At 42.9% G+C, this 17,259-nt stretch carries 21 protein-coding genes and 3 pseudogenes; 8 read left to right on the forward strand and 16 right to left on the reverse strand.

Going from position 1 to position 17,259, the window contains the following annotated elements:
- Positions 1-107 precede the first annotated feature (107 nt).
- Positions 108-227, reverse strand: a pseudogene (locus EWV60_RS15410) (histidine phosphatase family protein); the annotation flags it as partial.
- 121 nt (positions 228-348) lie between these two features.
- The gene (gene pyk, locus EWV60_RS15415) at positions 349-1,770 is read right to left on the reverse strand and encodes a pyruvate kinase (protein ID WP_287233174.1); all 1,422 of its coding nucleotides are present in this window, start codon (positions 1,768-1,770) and stop codon (positions 349-351) included.
- 211 nt (positions 1,771-1,981) lie between these two features.
- Between pyk and bchM the strand changes: the two genes are divergently transcribed.
- The 5 genes from bchM (at position 1,982) to EWV60_RS15440 (ending at position 4,744) form a co-directional block, all read left to right on the forward strand.
- On the forward strand, positions 1,982-2,674 hold the full coding sequence (gene bchM, locus EWV60_RS15420; protein ID WP_287233176.1) for a magnesium protoporphyrin IX methyltransferase: 693 nt from the start codon (positions 1,982-1,984) through the stop codon (positions 2,672-2,674).
- Positions 2,675-2,677: 3 nt separating this feature from the next.
- Positions 2,678-3,445 carry a 3-methyl-2-oxobutanoate hydroxymethyltransferase gene (panB, locus tag EWV60_RS15425; RefSeq protein ID WP_002775417.1) on the forward strand — a complete coding sequence of 256 codons (768 nt, stop codon included), beginning with the start codon at positions 2,678-2,680 and terminating at the stop codon, positions 3,443-3,445.
- Complete coding sequence (gene msrA, locus EWV60_RS15430; protein WP_287233178.1) at positions 3,438-3,956, forward strand: peptide-methionine (S)-S-oxide reductase MsrA; 519 nt, start codon at positions 3,438-3,440, stop codon at positions 3,954-3,956. Before panB ends, msrA begins: the two co-directional genes overlap by 8 nt.
- A 27-nt stretch (positions 3,957-3,983) precedes the next feature.
- Entirely contained in the window at positions 3,984-4,292 is a 309-nt protein-coding gene (locus tag EWV60_RS15435; RefSeq protein ID WP_002732196.1) for a carbon dioxide-concentrating mechanism protein CcmK, read from the forward strand.
- 104 nt (positions 4,293-4,396) lie between these two features.
- The gene (locus EWV60_RS15440; protein WP_002733188.1) at positions 4,397-4,744 is read left to right on the forward strand and encodes a carbon dioxide-concentrating mechanism protein CcmK; all 348 of its coding nucleotides are present in this window, start codon (positions 4,397-4,399) and stop codon (positions 4,742-4,744) included.
- A 67-nt stretch (positions 4,745-4,811) separates the two neighbouring features.
- Here EWV60_RS15440 and EWV60_RS15445 read toward each other — a convergent pair whose 3' ends face one another.
- The 5 genes and pseudogenes from EWV60_RS15445 to EWV60_RS15465 all read right to left on the reverse strand — a co-directional run bounded on the left by EWV60_RS15445 (position 4,812) and on the right by EWV60_RS15465 (position 7,025).
- Complete coding sequence (locus EWV60_RS15445) at positions 4,812-5,057, reverse strand: hypothetical protein (RefSeq protein WP_002775412.1); 246 nt, start codon at positions 5,055-5,057, stop codon at positions 4,812-4,814.
- A gap of 43 nt (positions 5,058-5,100) precedes the next feature.
- Positions 5,101-5,235, reverse strand: a pseudogene (locus EWV60_RS15450) (element excision factor XisH family protein); the annotation flags it as partial.
- 4 nt (positions 5,236-5,239) lie between these two features.
- Positions 5,240-5,425 (reverse strand): hypothetical protein, encoded by a 186-nt coding sequence (locus EWV60_RS15455; protein ID WP_002734259.1) that lies wholly within the window; start codon positions 5,423-5,425, stop codon positions 5,240-5,242.
- A pseudogene (locus EWV60_RS15460) lies at positions 5,401-5,538 on the reverse strand (ISL3 family transposase); the annotation flags it as partial. The gene EWV60_RS15455 and the pseudogene EWV60_RS15460, both read right to left, overlap by 25 nt.
- A 287-nt stretch (positions 5,539-5,825) precedes the next feature.
- Positions 5,826-7,025 carry a hypothetical protein gene (locus EWV60_RS15465; protein WP_130756392.1) on the reverse strand — a complete coding sequence of 400 codons (1,200 nt, stop codon included), beginning with the start codon at positions 7,023-7,025 and terminating at the stop codon, positions 5,826-5,828.
- Between the two features lie 55 nt (positions 7,026-7,080).
- Between EWV60_RS15465 and EWV60_RS15470 the strand changes: the two genes are divergently transcribed.
- The 3 genes from EWV60_RS15470 to EWV60_RS15480 all read left to right on the forward strand — a co-directional run bounded on the left by EWV60_RS15470 (position 7,081) and on the right by EWV60_RS15480 (position 11,188).
- Positions 7,081-7,788, forward strand: coding sequence for a Crp/Fnr family transcriptional regulator (locus tag EWV60_RS15470; RefSeq protein WP_002732437.1), 708 nt, complete (start codon positions 7,081-7,083; stop codon positions 7,786-7,788).
- A gap of 181 nt (positions 7,789-7,969) precedes the next feature.
- Complete coding sequence (gene cutA, locus EWV60_RS15475) at positions 7,970-8,308, forward strand: divalent-cation tolerance protein CutA (RefSeq protein WP_271936257.1); 339 nt, start codon at positions 7,970-7,972, stop codon at positions 8,306-8,308.
- Between the two features lie 174 nt (positions 8,309-8,482).
- Entirely contained in the window at positions 8,483-11,188 is a 2,706-nt protein-coding gene (locus tag EWV60_RS15480) for a phycobilisome rod-core linker polypeptide (RefSeq protein WP_287233183.1), read from the forward strand.
- Between the two features lie 69 nt (positions 11,189-11,257).
- Here EWV60_RS15480 and EWV60_RS15485 read toward each other — a convergent pair whose 3' ends face one another.
- The 9 genes from EWV60_RS15485 to EWV60_RS15525 form a co-directional block, all read right to left on the reverse strand.
- Positions 11,258-11,470, reverse strand: a complete 213-nt coding sequence (locus EWV60_RS15485) for a gamma-glutamyltransferase (RefSeq protein WP_193978545.1) — start codon at positions 11,468-11,470, stop codon at positions 11,258-11,260.
- Positions 11,463-11,786, reverse strand: a complete 324-nt coding sequence (locus tag EWV60_RS15490; RefSeq protein WP_258012262.1) for a gamma-glutamyltransferase — start codon at positions 11,784-11,786, stop codon at positions 11,463-11,465. The genes EWV60_RS15485 and EWV60_RS15490 overlap by 8 nt, the downstream gene beginning before the upstream one ends.
- 48 nt (positions 11,787-11,834) lie before the next feature.
- A complete protein-coding gene (locus EWV60_RS15495) occupies positions 11,835-13,322 on the reverse strand; it encodes a class I SAM-dependent DNA methyltransferase (protein ID WP_287233187.1) in 1,488 nt (495 codons plus the stop codon).
- A gap of 24 nt (positions 13,323-13,346) precedes the next feature.
- Positions 13,347-13,667, reverse strand: coding sequence for a type II toxin-antitoxin system RelE family toxin (locus EWV60_RS15500; RefSeq protein ID WP_002733533.1), 321 nt, complete (start codon positions 13,665-13,667; stop codon positions 13,347-13,349).
- Positions 13,654-13,914 (reverse strand): hypothetical protein, encoded by a 261-nt coding sequence (locus EWV60_RS15505; protein ID WP_002775395.1) that lies wholly within the window; start codon positions 13,912-13,914, stop codon positions 13,654-13,656. The genes EWV60_RS15500 and EWV60_RS15505 overlap by 14 nt, the downstream gene beginning before the upstream one ends.
- Positions 13,915-14,359: 445 nt before the next feature.
- Positions 14,360-14,758: a GxxExxY protein gene (locus EWV60_RS15510; RefSeq protein ID WP_002792077.1), complete on the reverse strand. Its 399-nt coding sequence runs from the start codon at positions 14,756-14,758 to the stop codon at positions 14,360-14,362.
- Between the two features lie 273 nt (positions 14,759-15,031).
- On the reverse strand, positions 15,032-16,507 hold the full coding sequence (locus EWV60_RS15515; RefSeq protein WP_287233190.1) for a restriction endonuclease subunit S: 1,476 nt from the start codon (positions 16,505-16,507) through the stop codon (positions 15,032-15,034).
- A 12-nt stretch (positions 16,508-16,519) separates the two neighbouring features.
- Positions 16,520-16,864 (reverse strand): HepT-like ribonuclease domain-containing protein, encoded by a 345-nt coding sequence (locus EWV60_RS15520; protein WP_287233191.1) that lies wholly within the window; start codon positions 16,862-16,864, stop codon positions 16,520-16,522.
- On the reverse strand, positions 16,861-17,259 hold the full coding sequence (locus EWV60_RS15525) for a nucleotidyltransferase family protein (protein ID WP_287233193.1): 399 nt from the start codon (positions 17,257-17,259) through the stop codon (positions 16,861-16,863). The genes EWV60_RS15520 and EWV60_RS15525 overlap by 4 nt, the downstream gene beginning before the upstream one ends.

Below are 17,259 nucleotides of genomic sequence, written 5' to 3' on the forward strand. Positions count from 1 at the left end.
TGGACTCTGTGTAAGACAGTACATGGTTTTTTAACTGTGGTATGCGACGGTGGTGGAAGCAGAAACTTAAATCGTGAGGTTTAGGAATCGCCGCCCTAAAAGTGCGGCGAGGATGTCAAGGCTTCAGCCCTACCGCGTTCACTTAAGGGAACATCGACCCATGCAGTGAATTTATTGGCCGCATTCCAAAGACTTTGGCCGTGACGAATTAATACAAGTTTTGACATGGGTTTTCTTGGGAAGTGGGGAGATGGGGAAGTGGGGTGTGGGGAGAATAAATAGAAATAATCTCCTGTCTCCTGTCTCCTGTCTTCTGTCTCCTGACTCCTGACTCCCGAATCCTAGAACTTAGGGAATCCTGTGAATTTTGAGGAAATTAGTGCCTTTAGTTTTCTGCATGGGAATTCCCGCCATAATCAGGATTTTATCGCCGGATTGGGCTAGATTTTTCTGAAGCAGAATTGATTCCGTTTGCTTTAACACATCCTCAAAGACGGACACCTGATGATCAAGAAGAATCGGGATCACACCCCAGACTAGATTGAGACGGTGATAGACTCGTTTGTTGGGAGTCATGGCAATGACAGGAACCGAGGGACGTTCCTTAGAAGCCAGTAGCGAAGTGTAGCCAGAGGTGGTAAAAGTGACAATATAACGGAGATCAAGGGTTTGATCGATCGCCACTAAAGCCTCACTGAGAGCGTGAGTTTCATCGGACTGATTGGGGGGAGCATTATCAAACTTCACATCCGCTTCCACATCATGGGCGATTTTGGCCAACATAGCCACAGCTTTGACGGGAAAATCTCCCACTGCTGATTCCCCCGATAACATCACCGCATCGGTTCCATCGATAATCGCATTAGCCACATCACTAGCCTCGGCCCGAGTCGGTCGGGGATTGTGAATCATGCTTTCTAACATCTGGGTGGCAGTGATGACGGGAATAGTTTTCATGTTGCAGAGTTTGATAATGCGTTTTTGCAACATGGGGACTTTTTCGGGACTTAATTCTACCCCCAAATCGCCCCGGGCCACCATAATTCCGTCACATTCCTCGATAATTGACTCCAAATTTTCGATCGCTTGCGGTTTTTCAATTTTAGCCATCACTGGCACATCCCCATGATTTCTCTCGGCTAAAAATGCCTTAATCGCCTTGATATCTTCTCCTTTACGAACAAAACTCAGGGAAACCCAATCAACCCCCTGAGCAAGACCAAATTCTAGGTCTTGTTTGTCTTTTTCGGTCATGGAAGGTAAGCGCAAATTGAGACGGGGTAGATTAACTCCCTTGCGACTCTTGAGAATTCCTCCCTCCAATACTTGACATTTTAGATCTTTTCCGTTAATTTCAATGATTTTTAGCTCTAATAAGCCATCATCAAGGAGAATTTGCTCACCTAGCTGTGCTTCCTCGGCCAGATAGGGATAATCGATCGAAACGGTGTTCGGTTCTCCCCGATACTCATCCATGGGTACAAGGGTGAGATAATCGCCGTCGTTGATGGTAATCGAACCATTGGGGAGATTACCGACGCGAATTTTCGGCCCTTGTAAATCTTGCAGGAGAGTGATCGGATTGTCTAATTCTTGAGAAATTTGCCGTAAAAGGCTAACAACTCTCGCATGATCTTCGTAGCTACCGTGGGAAAAGTTTAGCCGCGCTACATTCATCCCCGCACCGATCATTTCCTTGAGGACTTCTGGCGAATTACTGGCAGGGCCGATCGTGGCTACGATCTTAGTTCTATGGGTAATAATTGACATGGAACCCTTACTAATCGATCTTGGGACGATTACATGATATTCACTTTAGGTTAACTAACGGTGAAGCGAAAAACAAATTAAGCTTTTCCACAGAGTTGCCATCGCTCCCGGTCCTCTCCTGAGCAGTCAGGAGTCAGCTATCAGCAGCAACCGTTGAGAGCTTTCACGGTAGGATAAACTAATAACCATCTCCGCTCGTTTAGATTTCCTTATGACCAACACATTAGACGATAAAGCCATAGTCAAGGACTATTTTAACGCCACGGGATTCGATCGCTGGCGCCGGATTTATGGGGATGGCGAAGTTAACAAAGTACAAAAAGATATTCGCATCGGTCATCAACAGACGATCGATACCGTTATTGGTTGGTTAGAAAGTGATGACAATTTGCCTAATCTCTCGATCTGTGATGCCGGTTGTGGAGTCGGTAGTCTTAGTATTCCCCTCGCTCAAGCGGGCGCAACTATTTTCGCCAGTGATATTTCTGAGAAAATGGTGACAGAAGCCAAGGAAAGAGCGTCCAAAGAGTTAGCAGATACCGGTAAACTCACCTTTGCCGTTCAAGATTTAGAAGCATTAACCGGCCAATATCACACAGTCATCTGTCTTGATGTTCTCATTCACTATCCCACAGAAGAAGCCTTAGGCATGATTAAACACTTGGGAACCCTAGCTCAATCCCGTTTAATCCTCAGTTTTGCCCCTAAAACCTGTTTATTAACCATTCTCAAGAAAATTGGTCAATTTTTCCCCGGTCCGAGTAAAACCACTCGCGCTTATCAACACAAGGAAAAAACTATTATCGCCGCTTTAAACGAAAATGGCTTTAAAATTGAACGGACGAGTATGACTAGCACTCGTTTCTATTTTTCCCGTATTCTCGAAGCTGTCCGCAGTGAATAAATAATGACAGTCACCACCAGCAAATTAATCGAGTGGAAACAGCAAAAACGCGCGATTGTCACCCTCACAGCTTGGGATTATCCGATCGCGCGACTGCTCGATCGGGCAGGAATTGATATTATCTTGGTAGGTGATTCCTTAGCTATGACCGCTTTGGGCTATCCTACCACTTTACCGATCACCCTCGAGGCGATGATTCACCACGCGGCGGCCGTGTCTCGCGGGGTAAAACAAGCTTTAGTTGTCTGTGATTTGCCTTTTCTCAGCTATCAGGAAAGTGTCAGTCAGGCAATTCACTCCGCCGGAAGGATGTTAAAGGAAGCGGGAGTGCAAGGGGTAAAATTAGAGGGAGGTTATCCCGCTATGATCGAGACTATTAGCCGTTTAACCGAGATAGGCATCCCTGTTATGGGTCATATCGGATTAACTCCCCAGTCGGTCCATCGGTTAGGATACCGTCAGCAGGGAAAAACTCCATCGGATGCACAAAGATTAATCGAGGAAGCTTTAGCCTTGGAGAAAGCGGGAGTATTTGCCCTCGTTTTGGAACATATTCCCGCCAATTTAGCCGCTACTATTACCGATAAATTGACTATCCCGACGATTGGTATCGGTGCGGGGGAAGATTGTGATGGTCAGGTGTTAGTAACGGCGGATATCCTAGGATTAACCGAAAAAGCTCCCCCTTTTGCCAAAGTTTATGCTAATTTAAGCGAAGCAATTACAAAAGCAGTTGTAGAATTTGCCAAGGATGTGAGGAGAAATGAATAACGGCGAAAAAGCCACCTTTGGGGCCGGCTGTTTTTGGAAAACCGAGGACGCATTTCGGCGTTTACCAGGGGTTTTAGCGACTTCTGTGGGTTATATGGGGGGAAATTTTCCCAATCCTAGTTATCTCGATGTCTTATCGCGAATTACCGGTCATGCGGAAGTGGCACAAATTGAATATAATCCCCAAGAAATAAGCTACGAGGCGTTATTAGCTGTTTTTTGGTCAATCCATGATCCGACTCAGTTAAATCGCCAAGGACCGGACCGGGGAGAACAATATCGATCGATTATTTTTTATCACACCCCGGAACAAAAGTTAATCGCCACTGCTTCCAAGCGTCAACTACAACTATCGGGAAAGTTTCAGCAGGATATCGTTACTTTGATCGAACCCGCAGGAGATTATTATCTGGCCGATCAGTCCCATCAACAGTATTTGGAGAAAAAACAGGCTCGATCGGTCGAGGATTTCCAGAAGAAAATATCAAGACAGGATCGGGGTATAATGTAAAATTGCTTTCGCAGGAGATCAGGAAAAATGCCCGAGGCGGTCGGAGTCATTCAAACGTTGGGTTTTCCCCCCGTTTTAGCGGCGGCGGATGCCATGGTTAAAGGGGGACGAGTCACCCTAGTTTATTTTGATCTAGCGGAAAGGGGCGAATTTTTGGTGGCGATTCGCGGTCCGATTTCCGAGGTTAAACCAGCAGTAGAGGCAGGATTAGCGGCGGCGATGACCGCTTTTGGTGGTAATGTGGTCAGTCATTACATCGTACCGAATCCTCCAGAAAATGTACTGGCGGTTTTACCAGTGCAGCATACGCCTAAGTCGGACCGTTTTCGCAGTTAATTTCCCTAGCGATTGGCCCCAAACTAGACTATAGTTAAAGACTGGAAAATAGATTGGATTCTATCAATTAAACTTATCTGATTTTTGTTATTAGGAGTTAATTTATGACAGCCCAACCCGCGGTGGGATCGATCGAGACCAAAGGTTTCCCCGGTATTCTAGCGGCCGCCGATGCGATGGTAAAAGCAGGACGGATCACGATTGTTGGTTATTTAAGGGCAGGAAGCGCCCGTTTTACCCTCAATATTCGTGGGGATGTACAGGAGGTAAAAACCGCTATGGCTGCCGGCATTGAAGCCGTCAATAAAACCGAGGGGGCAGCTTTAGAAACCTGGGTAATTATTCCCCGTCCTCACGATAACGTGGTGGCTATTTTACCGATCGATTATAGCGAGGCAGTGGAACCTTTTCGCGCTGCTGCCGACGGTGCGATGGCACCAATCCGTCGTTAATCTTCAAGGTCAATTTTTTGTTACTGGTTGGAACTTGTCTAGTTCCAACTTAGTTTTTAGGGATGATTTAAGTTTTAGTCAGAAAACCGAATTTGATAATTGCTGCAACAGTTGCACCGATAACAGTGACTATCAAAGCCCATATTTGAGCCGTTGCCCTTTCTTTCAAGTCTTTGACATCTTCTTTGAGTTGGGAAACTTCGGCCTCTATTTTCGGTAATACTTCTAGTTTTGTTTCGATTCGCTCTAACCGATTGTCAAGTTTAGCGAGAATATCTTTTAAGTCAGTTTCAATGATAATAGGGTTACTCATGGGGAGATTCTTCTTTTGGGGACTAGGGGGGATCAATTTGTGTTAACAGTTCCTCTGCTAGATCAATAAACAAGTCTTTTTTGCCAATTTTAAGACTTAAGGTATCATCGGTAACTATCCAGCCATCTTTGATTAGGGCGTGTTTTACACAATCATGGAAAATATCTTTGGCAGGCATTTTTTTATGGTTCGGCGATCGCGTTATTTAGCCAGTGACCAATAGTCTCGATTAGGTTGGGACGGATAGAGGGGAATTTTTCTGACTTGAAGCAACGTGCTAGTTGATTGATTCTTAAAAAATCAGTATCTTGAGTAAAAATCACGCGACCATTGGATAAAGCAAATTGCAATTGTATTTCATCGGACATTCAATTGTTTCATTTAAAAGAGCAAGCTTTAGGAAAATTGTCTGAGCAATTTTTTGATAATTGACCACTGTTACATTTGGTAAATCGAGGAGTTGATCAAAATTTATCCACATAACCCACCTCCTTGGTTATCTGCTATGAATAATAAGCTGTCCGTGTATTTAAACTGCTTGTTGAGATGAGACAAGGGGCAATAGTAAAGGGATTGGGGGAGATTGTTGCTAATCTAAGGATAGGCGGTTAAAATGCGTCTTAGCTTATAATGTCCAACTGGCAAAGCATTAAACCACCATCACTGCTACCGAATTACCAGCGCCTTTGTTGAGTATTCGACCCAATTACCCTAAAAATTCTATTCACCCCTAAATTCTGACTTTTAAATGAGGCTGAGGTCGATTTTTTAAGCATTATTGACCTTCTCACCTCTAAGAGCCGAAAATAAACAGAGACGACCTAAACCCAAGATTGCTGGTGAGAAGTTTTCCTGACTGGGTGCCTCTAGATGGCAGCCAGCAAATTCTTGCTGAATTTCTGTTAGAAAATAGGGCCAAATGGTTAAGAAAAAATTACCGCTAAAAATTATTTGATCGATATCTTTAAGACTTTTTTGCTGTTTTTCTAACAAATCATTAACTTTTTGTCTTAAATTATCTAGATATGGCATAATGACCTTCTTATTTAAATCCAGGCGACTGACCGTCCAAGTATGACCAGCTAGAGAGGAGGTAAATTCGCTTTCTTCTTGCAGGATTAATTTAGTTAATCTAGCGGCTGCCAGTAAAGATTTTTTTAAGGGATTAGTATCGGTGAGATCGGAGAGCGAAAGGGGTAAAAAAGAACGCCAGAGAGGATAAATTAACTGAGAGAGTATGGCCTGTTCATAGGTGTTTTCCCCGTAGTTAAAATGGCTTAGAGCGATCGCTTGACGGGATAAAGAGCAAGTTTGCCGTGGTACTTCCAGCAGCGCTAAAGTGGTAGTCTCTCGTTTACCTTCGATCACCAGTAGGGTTTGGGGTTGGGGTTGGTCGCTAGTGGGAATATAGGCCAGAGCAGTAGCGATCGCTGTTTCCAGACTAGAGAGGCGATCGGGGGGTATTAGTTGCGCTGTGAGAAGGGCTTTTTTTAGGTCATCCGTGGGGGTTTCCCCGTCATCGGTAATAATAATAGCTTCTAATCGCTCTAGGGCTTCCCACAGCCAAGAATCGGTGCTAAAATCCCGATTAGATAGCCAGCTAATTAGATATTCTTCCACCTGAGAGCAGGGTAAGAGATCGCTCGTTCCCGTTGCTAGACTCCAAGAAAGAGGATAAAAATCGATCAATCCTTGGCTTTCCCGAAAAAAGACGATTTTCACCCCTGGTGGTTGTACCTCCATTCCCAGGGACCAACGGACAACTTCAGGGGTTCGATCGGGGGATAATAAAGGAAAAAGAAGCGCTTTGGCCGATTCTAAATGTTGACGAGTGGCGATAATTGTCTCGGAAGTAACTTCTTGCGGGTTAACTAGAGATGAAATCACCTTGGCAAGAATCCGATCGATCTCGGTCAGTAGAGAGGAAAAATCCTGTTTATCGGTCACTAGATAAATAAAAATACCCACAACTGTCTATTGTAGAATCACTCACTTGAAACGAACAAAATTTAAATATTAAACTATGGAAGAAAAACGCTATCCTGCCGAAAAATCGGCAGAGATTCAAAAATTATTGGATACAGCCACCTTATTGGTCGGTTTACCCCCTGAAACCATCGATAAAGTTACTTCTCATGTTGTCACCCGCACTCATCCCCCTAATCGGGCGATTTTATTAGAAAATGATTGGGGGGGGTCAGTTTACTTTATTCTGGATGGTTGGGTGAAAATTCGTACTTACAATATGGATGGCAAAGAAGTCACCTTAAATATCCTCGGTAAAGGGGAAATAGTCGGAGAAATGGCCGCTTTAGAAGAATCTACCCGCTCCACCGATGCTATCACCTTAACCACGGCCACAATTAGCAGTATTCCCGCCCAAGATTTTGTTAATCTGCTCAAATCGGAGCCTTTAGCGGGAATTCGTCTTTCTCAGTTAATGGCCAAGCGTTTGCGTCAAGTTAACCAGCGTTTACGTTTGCGCGAGGCCGATAGTCTCTCCAGAGTCGCCGATACTTTACTCTTTTTAGCCGAAGGTCAAGGAGAAAAAAGCGGTCAGGGTGCGATAATTCCTAATTTACCTCACCGGGAATTGAGTGGTATTAGTGGACTGGCCCGGGAAACCGTGACCCGATCCTTGACCAAATTGGAGAAAAAAGGCCTGATTCAACGAGAGCAGGAATCTCTCTGTATTCCCGATCTGGCCGCTTTAGAAAAAGCGATCGCCTAAATTCAGTTATCAGTGATCAGTTATCAGTGATCAGTTATCAGTGATCAGTTATCAGTTATCGGTTATCCTACTAAAATCTGGTTATTAAAGACTGATTATCTATTCCTCCTATTGCCTGTTGCCTGTTGCCTTTTGCATGAGTGCCTATCTTCACTAGGAAATTTATTTTGCACGACTACTTATGACTGAAAAATTAACCGGTTTTGGAGTGGTGCTGGTGACAACGGCCAGCGAAACGGAAGCGGAACACCTAGCGATCGCCTTACTTAACGAGCGCCTGGCCGCTTGTGTCAGTATTTACCCGATGCGTTCCATTTATCGTTGGCAGGGACAGATTGAAAACGAGCGCGAATGGCAATTAGTGATTAAAACCGATTTAAAGCAGTTTGAGCAGTTATCGGCGAAGATACAGGAACTTCATAGCTATGCCGTCCCAGAAATCATCGCTTTACCGATTGTGGCGGGTTCTCAGACCTATTTAGACTGGTTAGCCTCCCATACCAGTGGGGTGTCAGAATAGACCAATCGGCAACTTGAGCGAAAAAAATCTATACAATTCTTAATAAACTATCTCAGGAAGCGCAAAAAGTTTTAATCTAGATGCTGATTAAATGTTTAAACATCTGGTTTTAAGACCGATCGCCTCCACGATTGGAGAACTCAGCACATCGTCAAGGGAGATAGTTAAAATCCAATGAGTCTTAAGGCAAGCGGTGGCAGCTCCTTAGCGCGTCCCCAACTCTATCAAACCGTCCCGGTATCTGCCATTACCCAAGCAGAACAACAAGACCGCTTTCTCGATAAACCCGAACTCAACGAACTGATCGCCTACTTCCAATCGGGGAGCAAGCGTTTAGATATTGCCCAAACGCTCACCCGGAACTCCGATTTGATCGTCTCGCGGGCAGCTAACCGGATTTTTACCGGTGGTTCCCCCATGGCCTACCTAGAAAAACCCCCCGTGGAAGAATTGGCCCTGGTGGGTGCGGGTAAAATGATCAACGTCCAGGAAGGGATGAAATTAGGAACCGTTACCTACGCTGAAAGCGGGTCTGGTGGCGGTGGTGGTTTCCTTGGTGGTTTAAAAGGGATTTTCGCCTCTAGCGGCCCGATTCCCCCCGGATTCCGACCGATTAACGTCTCTCGTTACGGTCCGAGCAATATGCAGAAGTCCCTCCGGGATTTATCCTGGTTCCTGCGTTATATTACATACGCGATCGTCGCTGGTGATACCAGTATCCTGATCGTTAATACCCGCGGTTTAAGGGAAGTTCTCGAAAATGCCTGTTCTATTGATGCCACCATCGTGGCCCTACAGGAAATGCGGGCCGCTTCGATCGAGTATTTCCAAAGAGACAAGGATGCGGCCACTTTAATCAGTGACTATTTCAATATCCTACTGGGGGAATTAAAAGCCCCCACCCCCTCTAATAAACTGCGTCAGCGTCCCAGTAGTGACCAACAGGGTTTAAGTCTTCCCCAAAGCTACTACAATGGCGCCGAAAAACGACAAAAGTTTGTCATGAAAACCGGTTTATCGGAGTCGGAAAAATCTTCGATTATTAAGGCAGCCTACAGACAAATTTTTGAACGGGACATCACCCGCGCCTATAGTCAGTCCATTTCTGACCTAGAATCGAAGGTGAAAAACGGCGACATCTCGATGAAAGAATTCGTCCGTCGTCTCGGTAAATCGCCTCTCTATCGCAAACAGTTCTTTGAACCTTTTATCAATAGTCGCGCTCTAGAATTGGCTTTCCGTCATTTCCTCGGTCGCGGTCCTTCCTCCCGGGAAGAAGTGCAGAAATACTTCTCGATCGTCTCTAGCGGCGGTTTAGGGGCGTTAATCGATGCTTTAGTCGATTCTCAGGAGTATTCCGACTATTTCGGCGAAGAAACCGTTCCCTATCTCCGGGGTTTGGGTGCAGAAGCACAGGAATGTCGTAACTGGGGGATGCAGATCGACCTGTTTAACTACAGCGCACCTTTCCGCAAAGTTCCCCAATTTATCACCACCTTTGCTAAATACGATCGCCCCTTACCGGATCAGCACGTTTACGGTTCCGGAAATGATCCCCTAGAAATCCAATTTGGGGCAATTTTCCCGAAAGAAACCCGCGAACCTAGTTCTAGTCCCGCTCCCTTCAGTAAGGATACCAAACGTATCCTCATCCACCGCGGACCGGCGACTAATAACCAAAATAGCAACCCCGGCGCCCGAGGTGAATTCCCCGGTACTTTGGGACCGAAAGTTTTCCGTCTCAATAACGAGTTACCCGGTTCTAGCAATGGGGTAAGCGTTAAATTTGGCGAAAGTTCCACCCAAAGAGTGATTTTAGCGGCTTATCGTCAGGTTTTCGGTCGAATGCCCTACGAAGGTCAGCGTTTATCCGTGGCCGAGATTAAGTTAGAAAATGGCGATATTACTCTGCGCGAGTTTATCAAAACCCTAGCTAAATCCGAGGCTTTCCGGAAAATCTACTGGACTCCTCTCTATGTGGTGAAAGCGATCGAATATATTCACCGTCGTCTGCTCGGTCGTCCCACCTACGGTCGTCAGGAAATGAATCAATACTTCGATCTTTGCTCGAAAAAAGGCTTCTATGCTTTAATCGATGCCATTATCGACAGTCCTGAATATACGGAAGCTTTTGGCGAAGATACGGTTCCCTACGAGCGCTATCTAACTCCCCAAGGGATGCAGTTACGGATGGTGCGTTTGGGTAATCTCCGCGAAGATATCGGCCAAAGAGTTGATAAAGAGGAAACCCCGCGCTTTATTGAATTGGGTACACCTTCGGTCTCGATTCGCACTGAACCGGATATTCAATCCCGTGTCGGTCAAGGTGTCACGGTTCAACGGGAACAAACTAAGATCTTTAAACTGTTAACTAATCTGGATAAAGTTGCCGTACAAAATACTGTTCGCGCTGCCTATCGTCAGATTTTTGAACGGGATCTCGAACCCTATATCATCAATGCCGAATTTACCGCTTTAGAGAGTAAATTAAGCAATGCTGAGATCACGGTGAAAGAGTTTATTGAGGGTTTAGGTTGTTCGGATCTTTACCTGAAAGAATTCTATGCTCCCTATCCGAATACGAAAGTAATTGAATTGGGAACTAAGCACTTCTTAGGTCGCGCTCCCTTGAATCAAAAAGAAATCCAGAAATATAACCAAATTCTGGCAACTCAGGGATTAAAGGCCTTTATTGGTGCCATGGTTAATAGCATGGAATACCTACAATTATTTGGTGAAGATACGGTTCCCTATCGTCGTTTCCCGACTCTACCAGCCGCTAATTTCCCCAATACGGAACGCTTATACAATAAGCTGACTAAACAGGATAGTGAACTGGTGGTTCCCAGTTTTAAACCGGTAGTTAAAGTCGGTGGCTAATTAGTCCTTGAAGTTAGTTAATTTAGCTCGTGTTTAACACGAGCTTTTTTTTAGTTTAGTATCCCAAAGCTAACCCATCAGACCGAGGTTCGCAATTTGCCGGATAATTTGACCCTTGCCAAAATGGGAGGAATCTGCGATCGCTACCTGATGGCCTCTGGGGGTTAATCCGGGCAGTAATTCGGGGGCTGCACCCCTTTCTAAAAGTACGCTGTTTCCCCGTAAAAATCGCCATCTAGGGGCATCAAGGGCGGTTTGAGGATTGAAATGATGGTTAACCATGTTTACCGCCATTTATCGGGGGACTTGGGGTTGCATCGGCGCACCCATCAAAAGTGCCATCATCCCAACGGAGAAAACTGGGGATAATCAGATGAAAAGGGCGTTTAGCGGGGGTAATGGGGTTAGGATGACCCAATTCGAGGGTAAAACCACTAGCACGGTTATGTAGGGCGATTCCCGTCTGGGGGACTAAAATACCAATGGCAAAACCATCAAAATTGGATTGAAACTTTACAATACCGGAAAATCTCGATCGCTTGTGGCCAGATAGACGGTTCCCTTCTGGGGTTTTTGGTAGAATTAATGGTGCGAACAAGTGTATTAGTCTAGAATTTCTCACCTTCCCCGATGGAAGTTGGAAGCATTAAGTCTCGGTGACTTCTAAACTGTCCACAATTGTCCGAAAGCTTTCTAATCCAGCTTCGAGGTTTTCCATAATCTCCAAAGCCAGCACATCGGGGTCAGGCAGGTTGTCAAGGTCGGTTAAACTTTTATCTTTGAGCCAAAATATATCGAGGCTGGTTTTATCCCTGGCGATAATCTCATCATAGGTGAATTTTCGCCAACGTCCTTCGGGATTCTGTTCTGAATAGGTTTCGCTGCGTTGATGACGATTTTGGGGATGATAACAGGTGATGAAGTCCTGTAAATCGGCGGGTTTTAAGGGGTTTTTCTTGAGGGTAAAGTGAATATTGGTGCGGAAGTCATAAAACCAGATAGCTTTTGTCCAAGGGTCTTTAGCGGCGGGTTTATTATCAAAAAAGATGACGTTGGCTTTCACTCCCTGTTTATAAAATACGCCGGTGGGTAATCTGAGGATAGTATGCAGGTCGGTGGTTGATAATAGTTGTTTGCGGACGGTTTCCCCGGCGCCACCCTCAAAAAGGACGTTATCGGGGACAACGACGGCAGCTTGTCCTGTGCTTTTGAGCATGGAACGAATATGCTGGACGAAGTTGAGTTGTTTATTAGAAGTGGTTGCCCAAAAATCCTGACGATTATAGGTTAAGTCTTCTCGGTCCTGTTCCCCGTCTTCATTAGTGAAAGTCAGGCTGCTTTTTTTGCCGAAAGGGGGATTAGCAAGGACATAATCGACGCTAAAGGGAGAAGGAGCAATCAGAGCATCGGTGGAGGCGATAAAGCATTGCTCATCGTTAATATCGCCGATATTATGCAGAAACATATTCATCAATGCCAGGCGTCTTGTATTGGCGACGATTTCATTACCGTGAAAGGTGCTTTTTTTGAGAAATTCTTTCTGTTCTCGGTCTAAGGGATGATTTTTGACCAAAAAGTTATAGGCTGCCAGAAAAAAGCCGCCGGTTCCACAGGCAGGGTCAGCAATAGTTGCCATGGGTTGGGGACGCAAGCATTCTACCATGGCCCAAATCAAGGGCCGGGGGGTGAAGTATTGGCCGGCACCGCTTTTGGTGTCTTCGGCGTTTTTTTCTAGAAGTCCTTCGTATATGTCGCCTTTGACATCCGTTTCCATCATCACCCAGTTTTCTTCATCTATCATGGTGATGATTTTGAGCAGTTTGGCAGGGTCTTGGATTTTGTTTTGAGCTTTGGTGAAGATTTGCCCTAATAAGCCTTTTTTTTGCCCTAATTCGCGTAATATGCCGAGGTAATGAGCTTCGAGGTCGGCCCCTCGTTTGCTCCGCAGACTTTGCCAGTCGTATTCAAAGGGGATGCCGATTTTGCGATTATAGGGCGGTTTGGCGTATTCATCAGCCATTTTCAGGAATAGGAGGTAGGTGAGTTGTTCAAGGTAGTCCCCATAACTGACCCCATCATCCCGCAGGGTGTTACAAAAACTCCAAACTTTTGACACAATTGAGGCGGTATTCATGACATTGGTTTGTTTATTAGGGTTTTATTGGCGTTTTTTGGCTTTTTCATAAGCAGGGTCATGTTCAGCAAAGCTTAGAATAACCACTCGTTTAGGAGAAGGTTTGTCATGGATGCGATAAACAAGACGGTAGGGGGTTCCATTCCAATCGATTTCTAAGGCACGACATCCTTTGAGTTTTCCTGTTAAGTTATGACTAGGAAATCCTAACGTTTGATAGGGGTCTAAGGCGAGTATTTTTTGATAGTTTTGCCATTTTTGTTGCAGTTTTGGCGGTAATTGCGAGATGTCATTTTGTAATTCTTTGACGCTTTGAACAATATAAGGATTTTTAGCTTTGCTCATTGGCAACCCACTGTTTTAGCTCATCTTCGTCAATTTCTTGGTCTGCTTGGATAAGAGTAATTAATTGACTGGGATTATCTAATTGGGGCAGTCTTTCTATAGCTAAAGCTTCGGCTGACAGGGTTTGAGGATTGTCTTCGAGGATGACAATAACTTCGACTTTTGCCCCTTGGGGAAGTTGGGGGGTGTCGATTTTTATTGTTCCATCGGATTGAACGAAGGTGGTTTGACGAATTGCTTGTGCCATTTCTGTACTATATTTTATGTGATTTTTTGATTGGCTATGATTAGATTTTACTACAAGTATCAGATTTTTTGACCACTTTATCACCCCATCAATCCGTACTATGATTTATGTGATTTTTTGATTGGCTATGATTAGATTTTTGAATTGAGCATCCCATCAATCTGTACTGTGATTTATGTGATTTTTTGATTGGCTATGATTAGATTTTACTACGAATATCAAAAGTTTTTGAATTGAGCATCCCATCAATCCGTACTATGATTTGTGTGATTTTTTGATTGGCTATGATTAGATTTTACTACAAGTATCAGATTTTTTGACCACTTTATCACCCCATCAATCCGTACTATGATTTATGTGATTTTTTGATTGGCTATGATTAGATTTTTTGAATCGAGCATCCTATTAGTTATCTCAATCATAGTCATCATTTAATGATTCCTAATCATGGTTTTGGCTTTGGTTTCATGACTCGTTTAAATTCTAAGCTTCTTGAGCCAAAGTTAATTAGTAAACCGATGGGAAGTCTATAAATTTCTATATAATTAATGGCTTGTGCGAGGTGAATATCTTCAAGTTTAATGACAGCTTTGATTTCTAACATTATCCTTCCTTCTACGAAAAAATCAACTCGTCTTGTGCCGATATGTGTTCCTTTATAAATGATATTCATTTCGTGTTCTTGACTAAAGGAAATTCCTTGATATGTCATTTCTATGGCTAAGGCGCGTTGATAGATTTTTTCCTGAAAGCCGTTTCCTAGTATGCGGTGTACTTCCATGGCACAACCGATTATTTTACCTGTTAATTCGCTGTCTGGATATTGAGAAGAAACGTAACTCATGCTATTGACTTGATACGATTTTTTGATTGGCTATGATTAGATTTTACTACGGGTCGCATAATTTTTCTAACCACCCGTACTGTGATTTATGTGATTTTTTGATTGGCTATGATTAGATTTTACTACGGGTGACATAATTTTTCTAACCCCCCGTACTGTGATTTATGTGATTTTTTGATTGGCTATGATTAGATTTTACTACGAATATCAAAAGTTTTTGAATTGAGCATCCCATCAATCCCTCAATCATAGTTCTCATTTAATCATTCCTAATCATAGTACGAGTTTCCCCTCAAAGGCCCGTTTTAAGATGCTTTGGCGCAATGCTTCTGCTTTGTCTAAGTTCTCGGTGAGTGTGGCTTCTAATTGGTCACATACTGATAATCTTGATTCGATTTCATCTAATATCAATTTTTGTTCAACTGTCGAACACAAAACAATAGGTAGATTAGATAAAACGGTCATATTAATAGATGCTAAGTTTACCGTCTGTTTTCCATGCTTAAAAAAATGGTTTCTAGCTGTCTGAGTTTGCGAAAAATAAGAAATATAGAGAGATTTTATAAGTTGTTGGAAAGTTCTTGCTCGAAAAACATGGTTTTGATGAATACAATCTGAAATTTCGTTTCTCCAAATTGTTCCTCTTCCTAATTTGTCCCTATCACCTCCCTCTGTGTAAAGAATATCGCCAGATACTAATCTATATTTTTCTAAATCTTCAGGAAGTACCTCAATATATTTTATAACAGATAAATCTAAGTAGCCATCTTGAACATTTGCTACTCTCAAGTAAGGGAGAGAAATAGTATTTTTACCCTCTAATTTCCTTCCTTTTGTCACACCACCAATAATATCACATAAATTTCCCAATTTCACCCACATCCAACCATCAGGTAAACTGGGTAAATTGCTTAATTCTTCTTTGGTGAGGGGAGGTAAATCTTTTGGCTGTTGGGGTTTGGTGGGTTTTTTGGTTTCCTTGCCGTTATTTTCCCATTCTTTAAGTGCTTGTTTCCAGTCCTCTAATTGTTGCTGATAATGGCGTTTTCTTTCAGCTTTAATCTGTTCTAATAGGGTATCGGCATCCTCTAGACTGTCTTGATGTGCGTTGCGCCATTTTTCGGTTAATTTGCCCTCAAATGCCCATTTTAACACCGCTTGACGGTAGGTTTTTAGTTGTTCTAGCGCTTTTTTAAGGGATGCAACCCCGTCATCTAATTCCGAGAATAATTCTTCAATTTTCTCGACAATTCGATGTTGTTCAGGTAGGGGAGGGAGGGGAATAGAAAGACTTGCAAAAGCTTTCGCTGATATCTCTTTAAAAGTTGTTCCATTTGCGTGCTTTTCTGCAAGCTGCTTTGCTGATTTTAAATAATAATAAATATATTCATTAAAAATGTTTTCATTAGGGATAATACTTTTAAATCCTTGATTGGTAGCTAATGAATTAGAAGCAATAGCGACATATCCTATTGGAGCGCGAGAAGAAAATAAAATAGAACCTTTAGGCATTAATTTCGCTGAAGAATTTTCTAAACCAAATTTAGAAATTGATTTATTTCCCTTTGATATATATTTCTGATTATAACCAGATAAATCAGCAGGAGAAATCCAACAAATTTCCTCCTCCCAATATTCAGCAACTTTAGTTGATGGTGTCCCACCTGATACAATTTTTCCTATATCTTGAAGTTGCACAATTTTCCACCCCAGGGGTAAATCTGAATAATTTAAGTTTGAGTCAGTCATAATTAATAAAAATCACTCCTCTTGAGGATTAATAATAGTTGTCATTTTTGCAATTATATCAGGGATATTGTCTTGGGATGTTTGCCAAAGCGTGATTAATCTAACCTCTGAATAATCATGAATAATTTTATCTCGCATTCCTGCCATTTTCTGCCATTCTATTTGTGGATAGAGACAGGGAAACTCATCAGGAATATTTTTACTCGCTTCCCCAATAATTGCCAAAGCCATCATCACTGATAAAACTCTCTCCTCATTTTGTTCAAATTCCTCAAAAGATAAATTTATGGTTTGTTCTTGGATTATTTTAGCATATTTTAAAATATCCTCTAGATAATTTTTGACAATCCTTTTCATAGATAAACTGTCTCATTGAGAATCTGTTCACTAAAGGCAGCTTTTAAGGATTTTTTATCAATTAAATCCACAGGAAGACCAAGTTTATCACTAATTAAATACTCAACTTCTACTAAATCAAATAAGGTGGGGACTTGGGAAAATTCTACTAAAATATCCACATCACTATCTTTAGTTTGTTCTCCCCTGACATAGGAACCAAAAAGTCCTAATTCAAGGATTTTAAATTTTTCTATTAAAAAGGGCTTATAAGGGATTAAAATTGCTTTGATTTCCTCTAAAGTTTTCGGTTTAACTTCTTCGGGTTTCAGTTCAGAGGAAAGCTGTTCAACGAGGCATTTTTTATCCATCGGCGATAATTGCTTGGCTAATTCCATCACATCTTGTAAGGTCAT

This window comes from Microcystis sp. Msp_OC_L_20101000_S702 (assembly GCF_007095705.1).
Lineage (GTDB): Bacteria > Cyanobacteriota > Cyanobacteriia > Cyanobacteriales > Microcystaceae > Microcystis > Microcystis ichthyoblabe_A.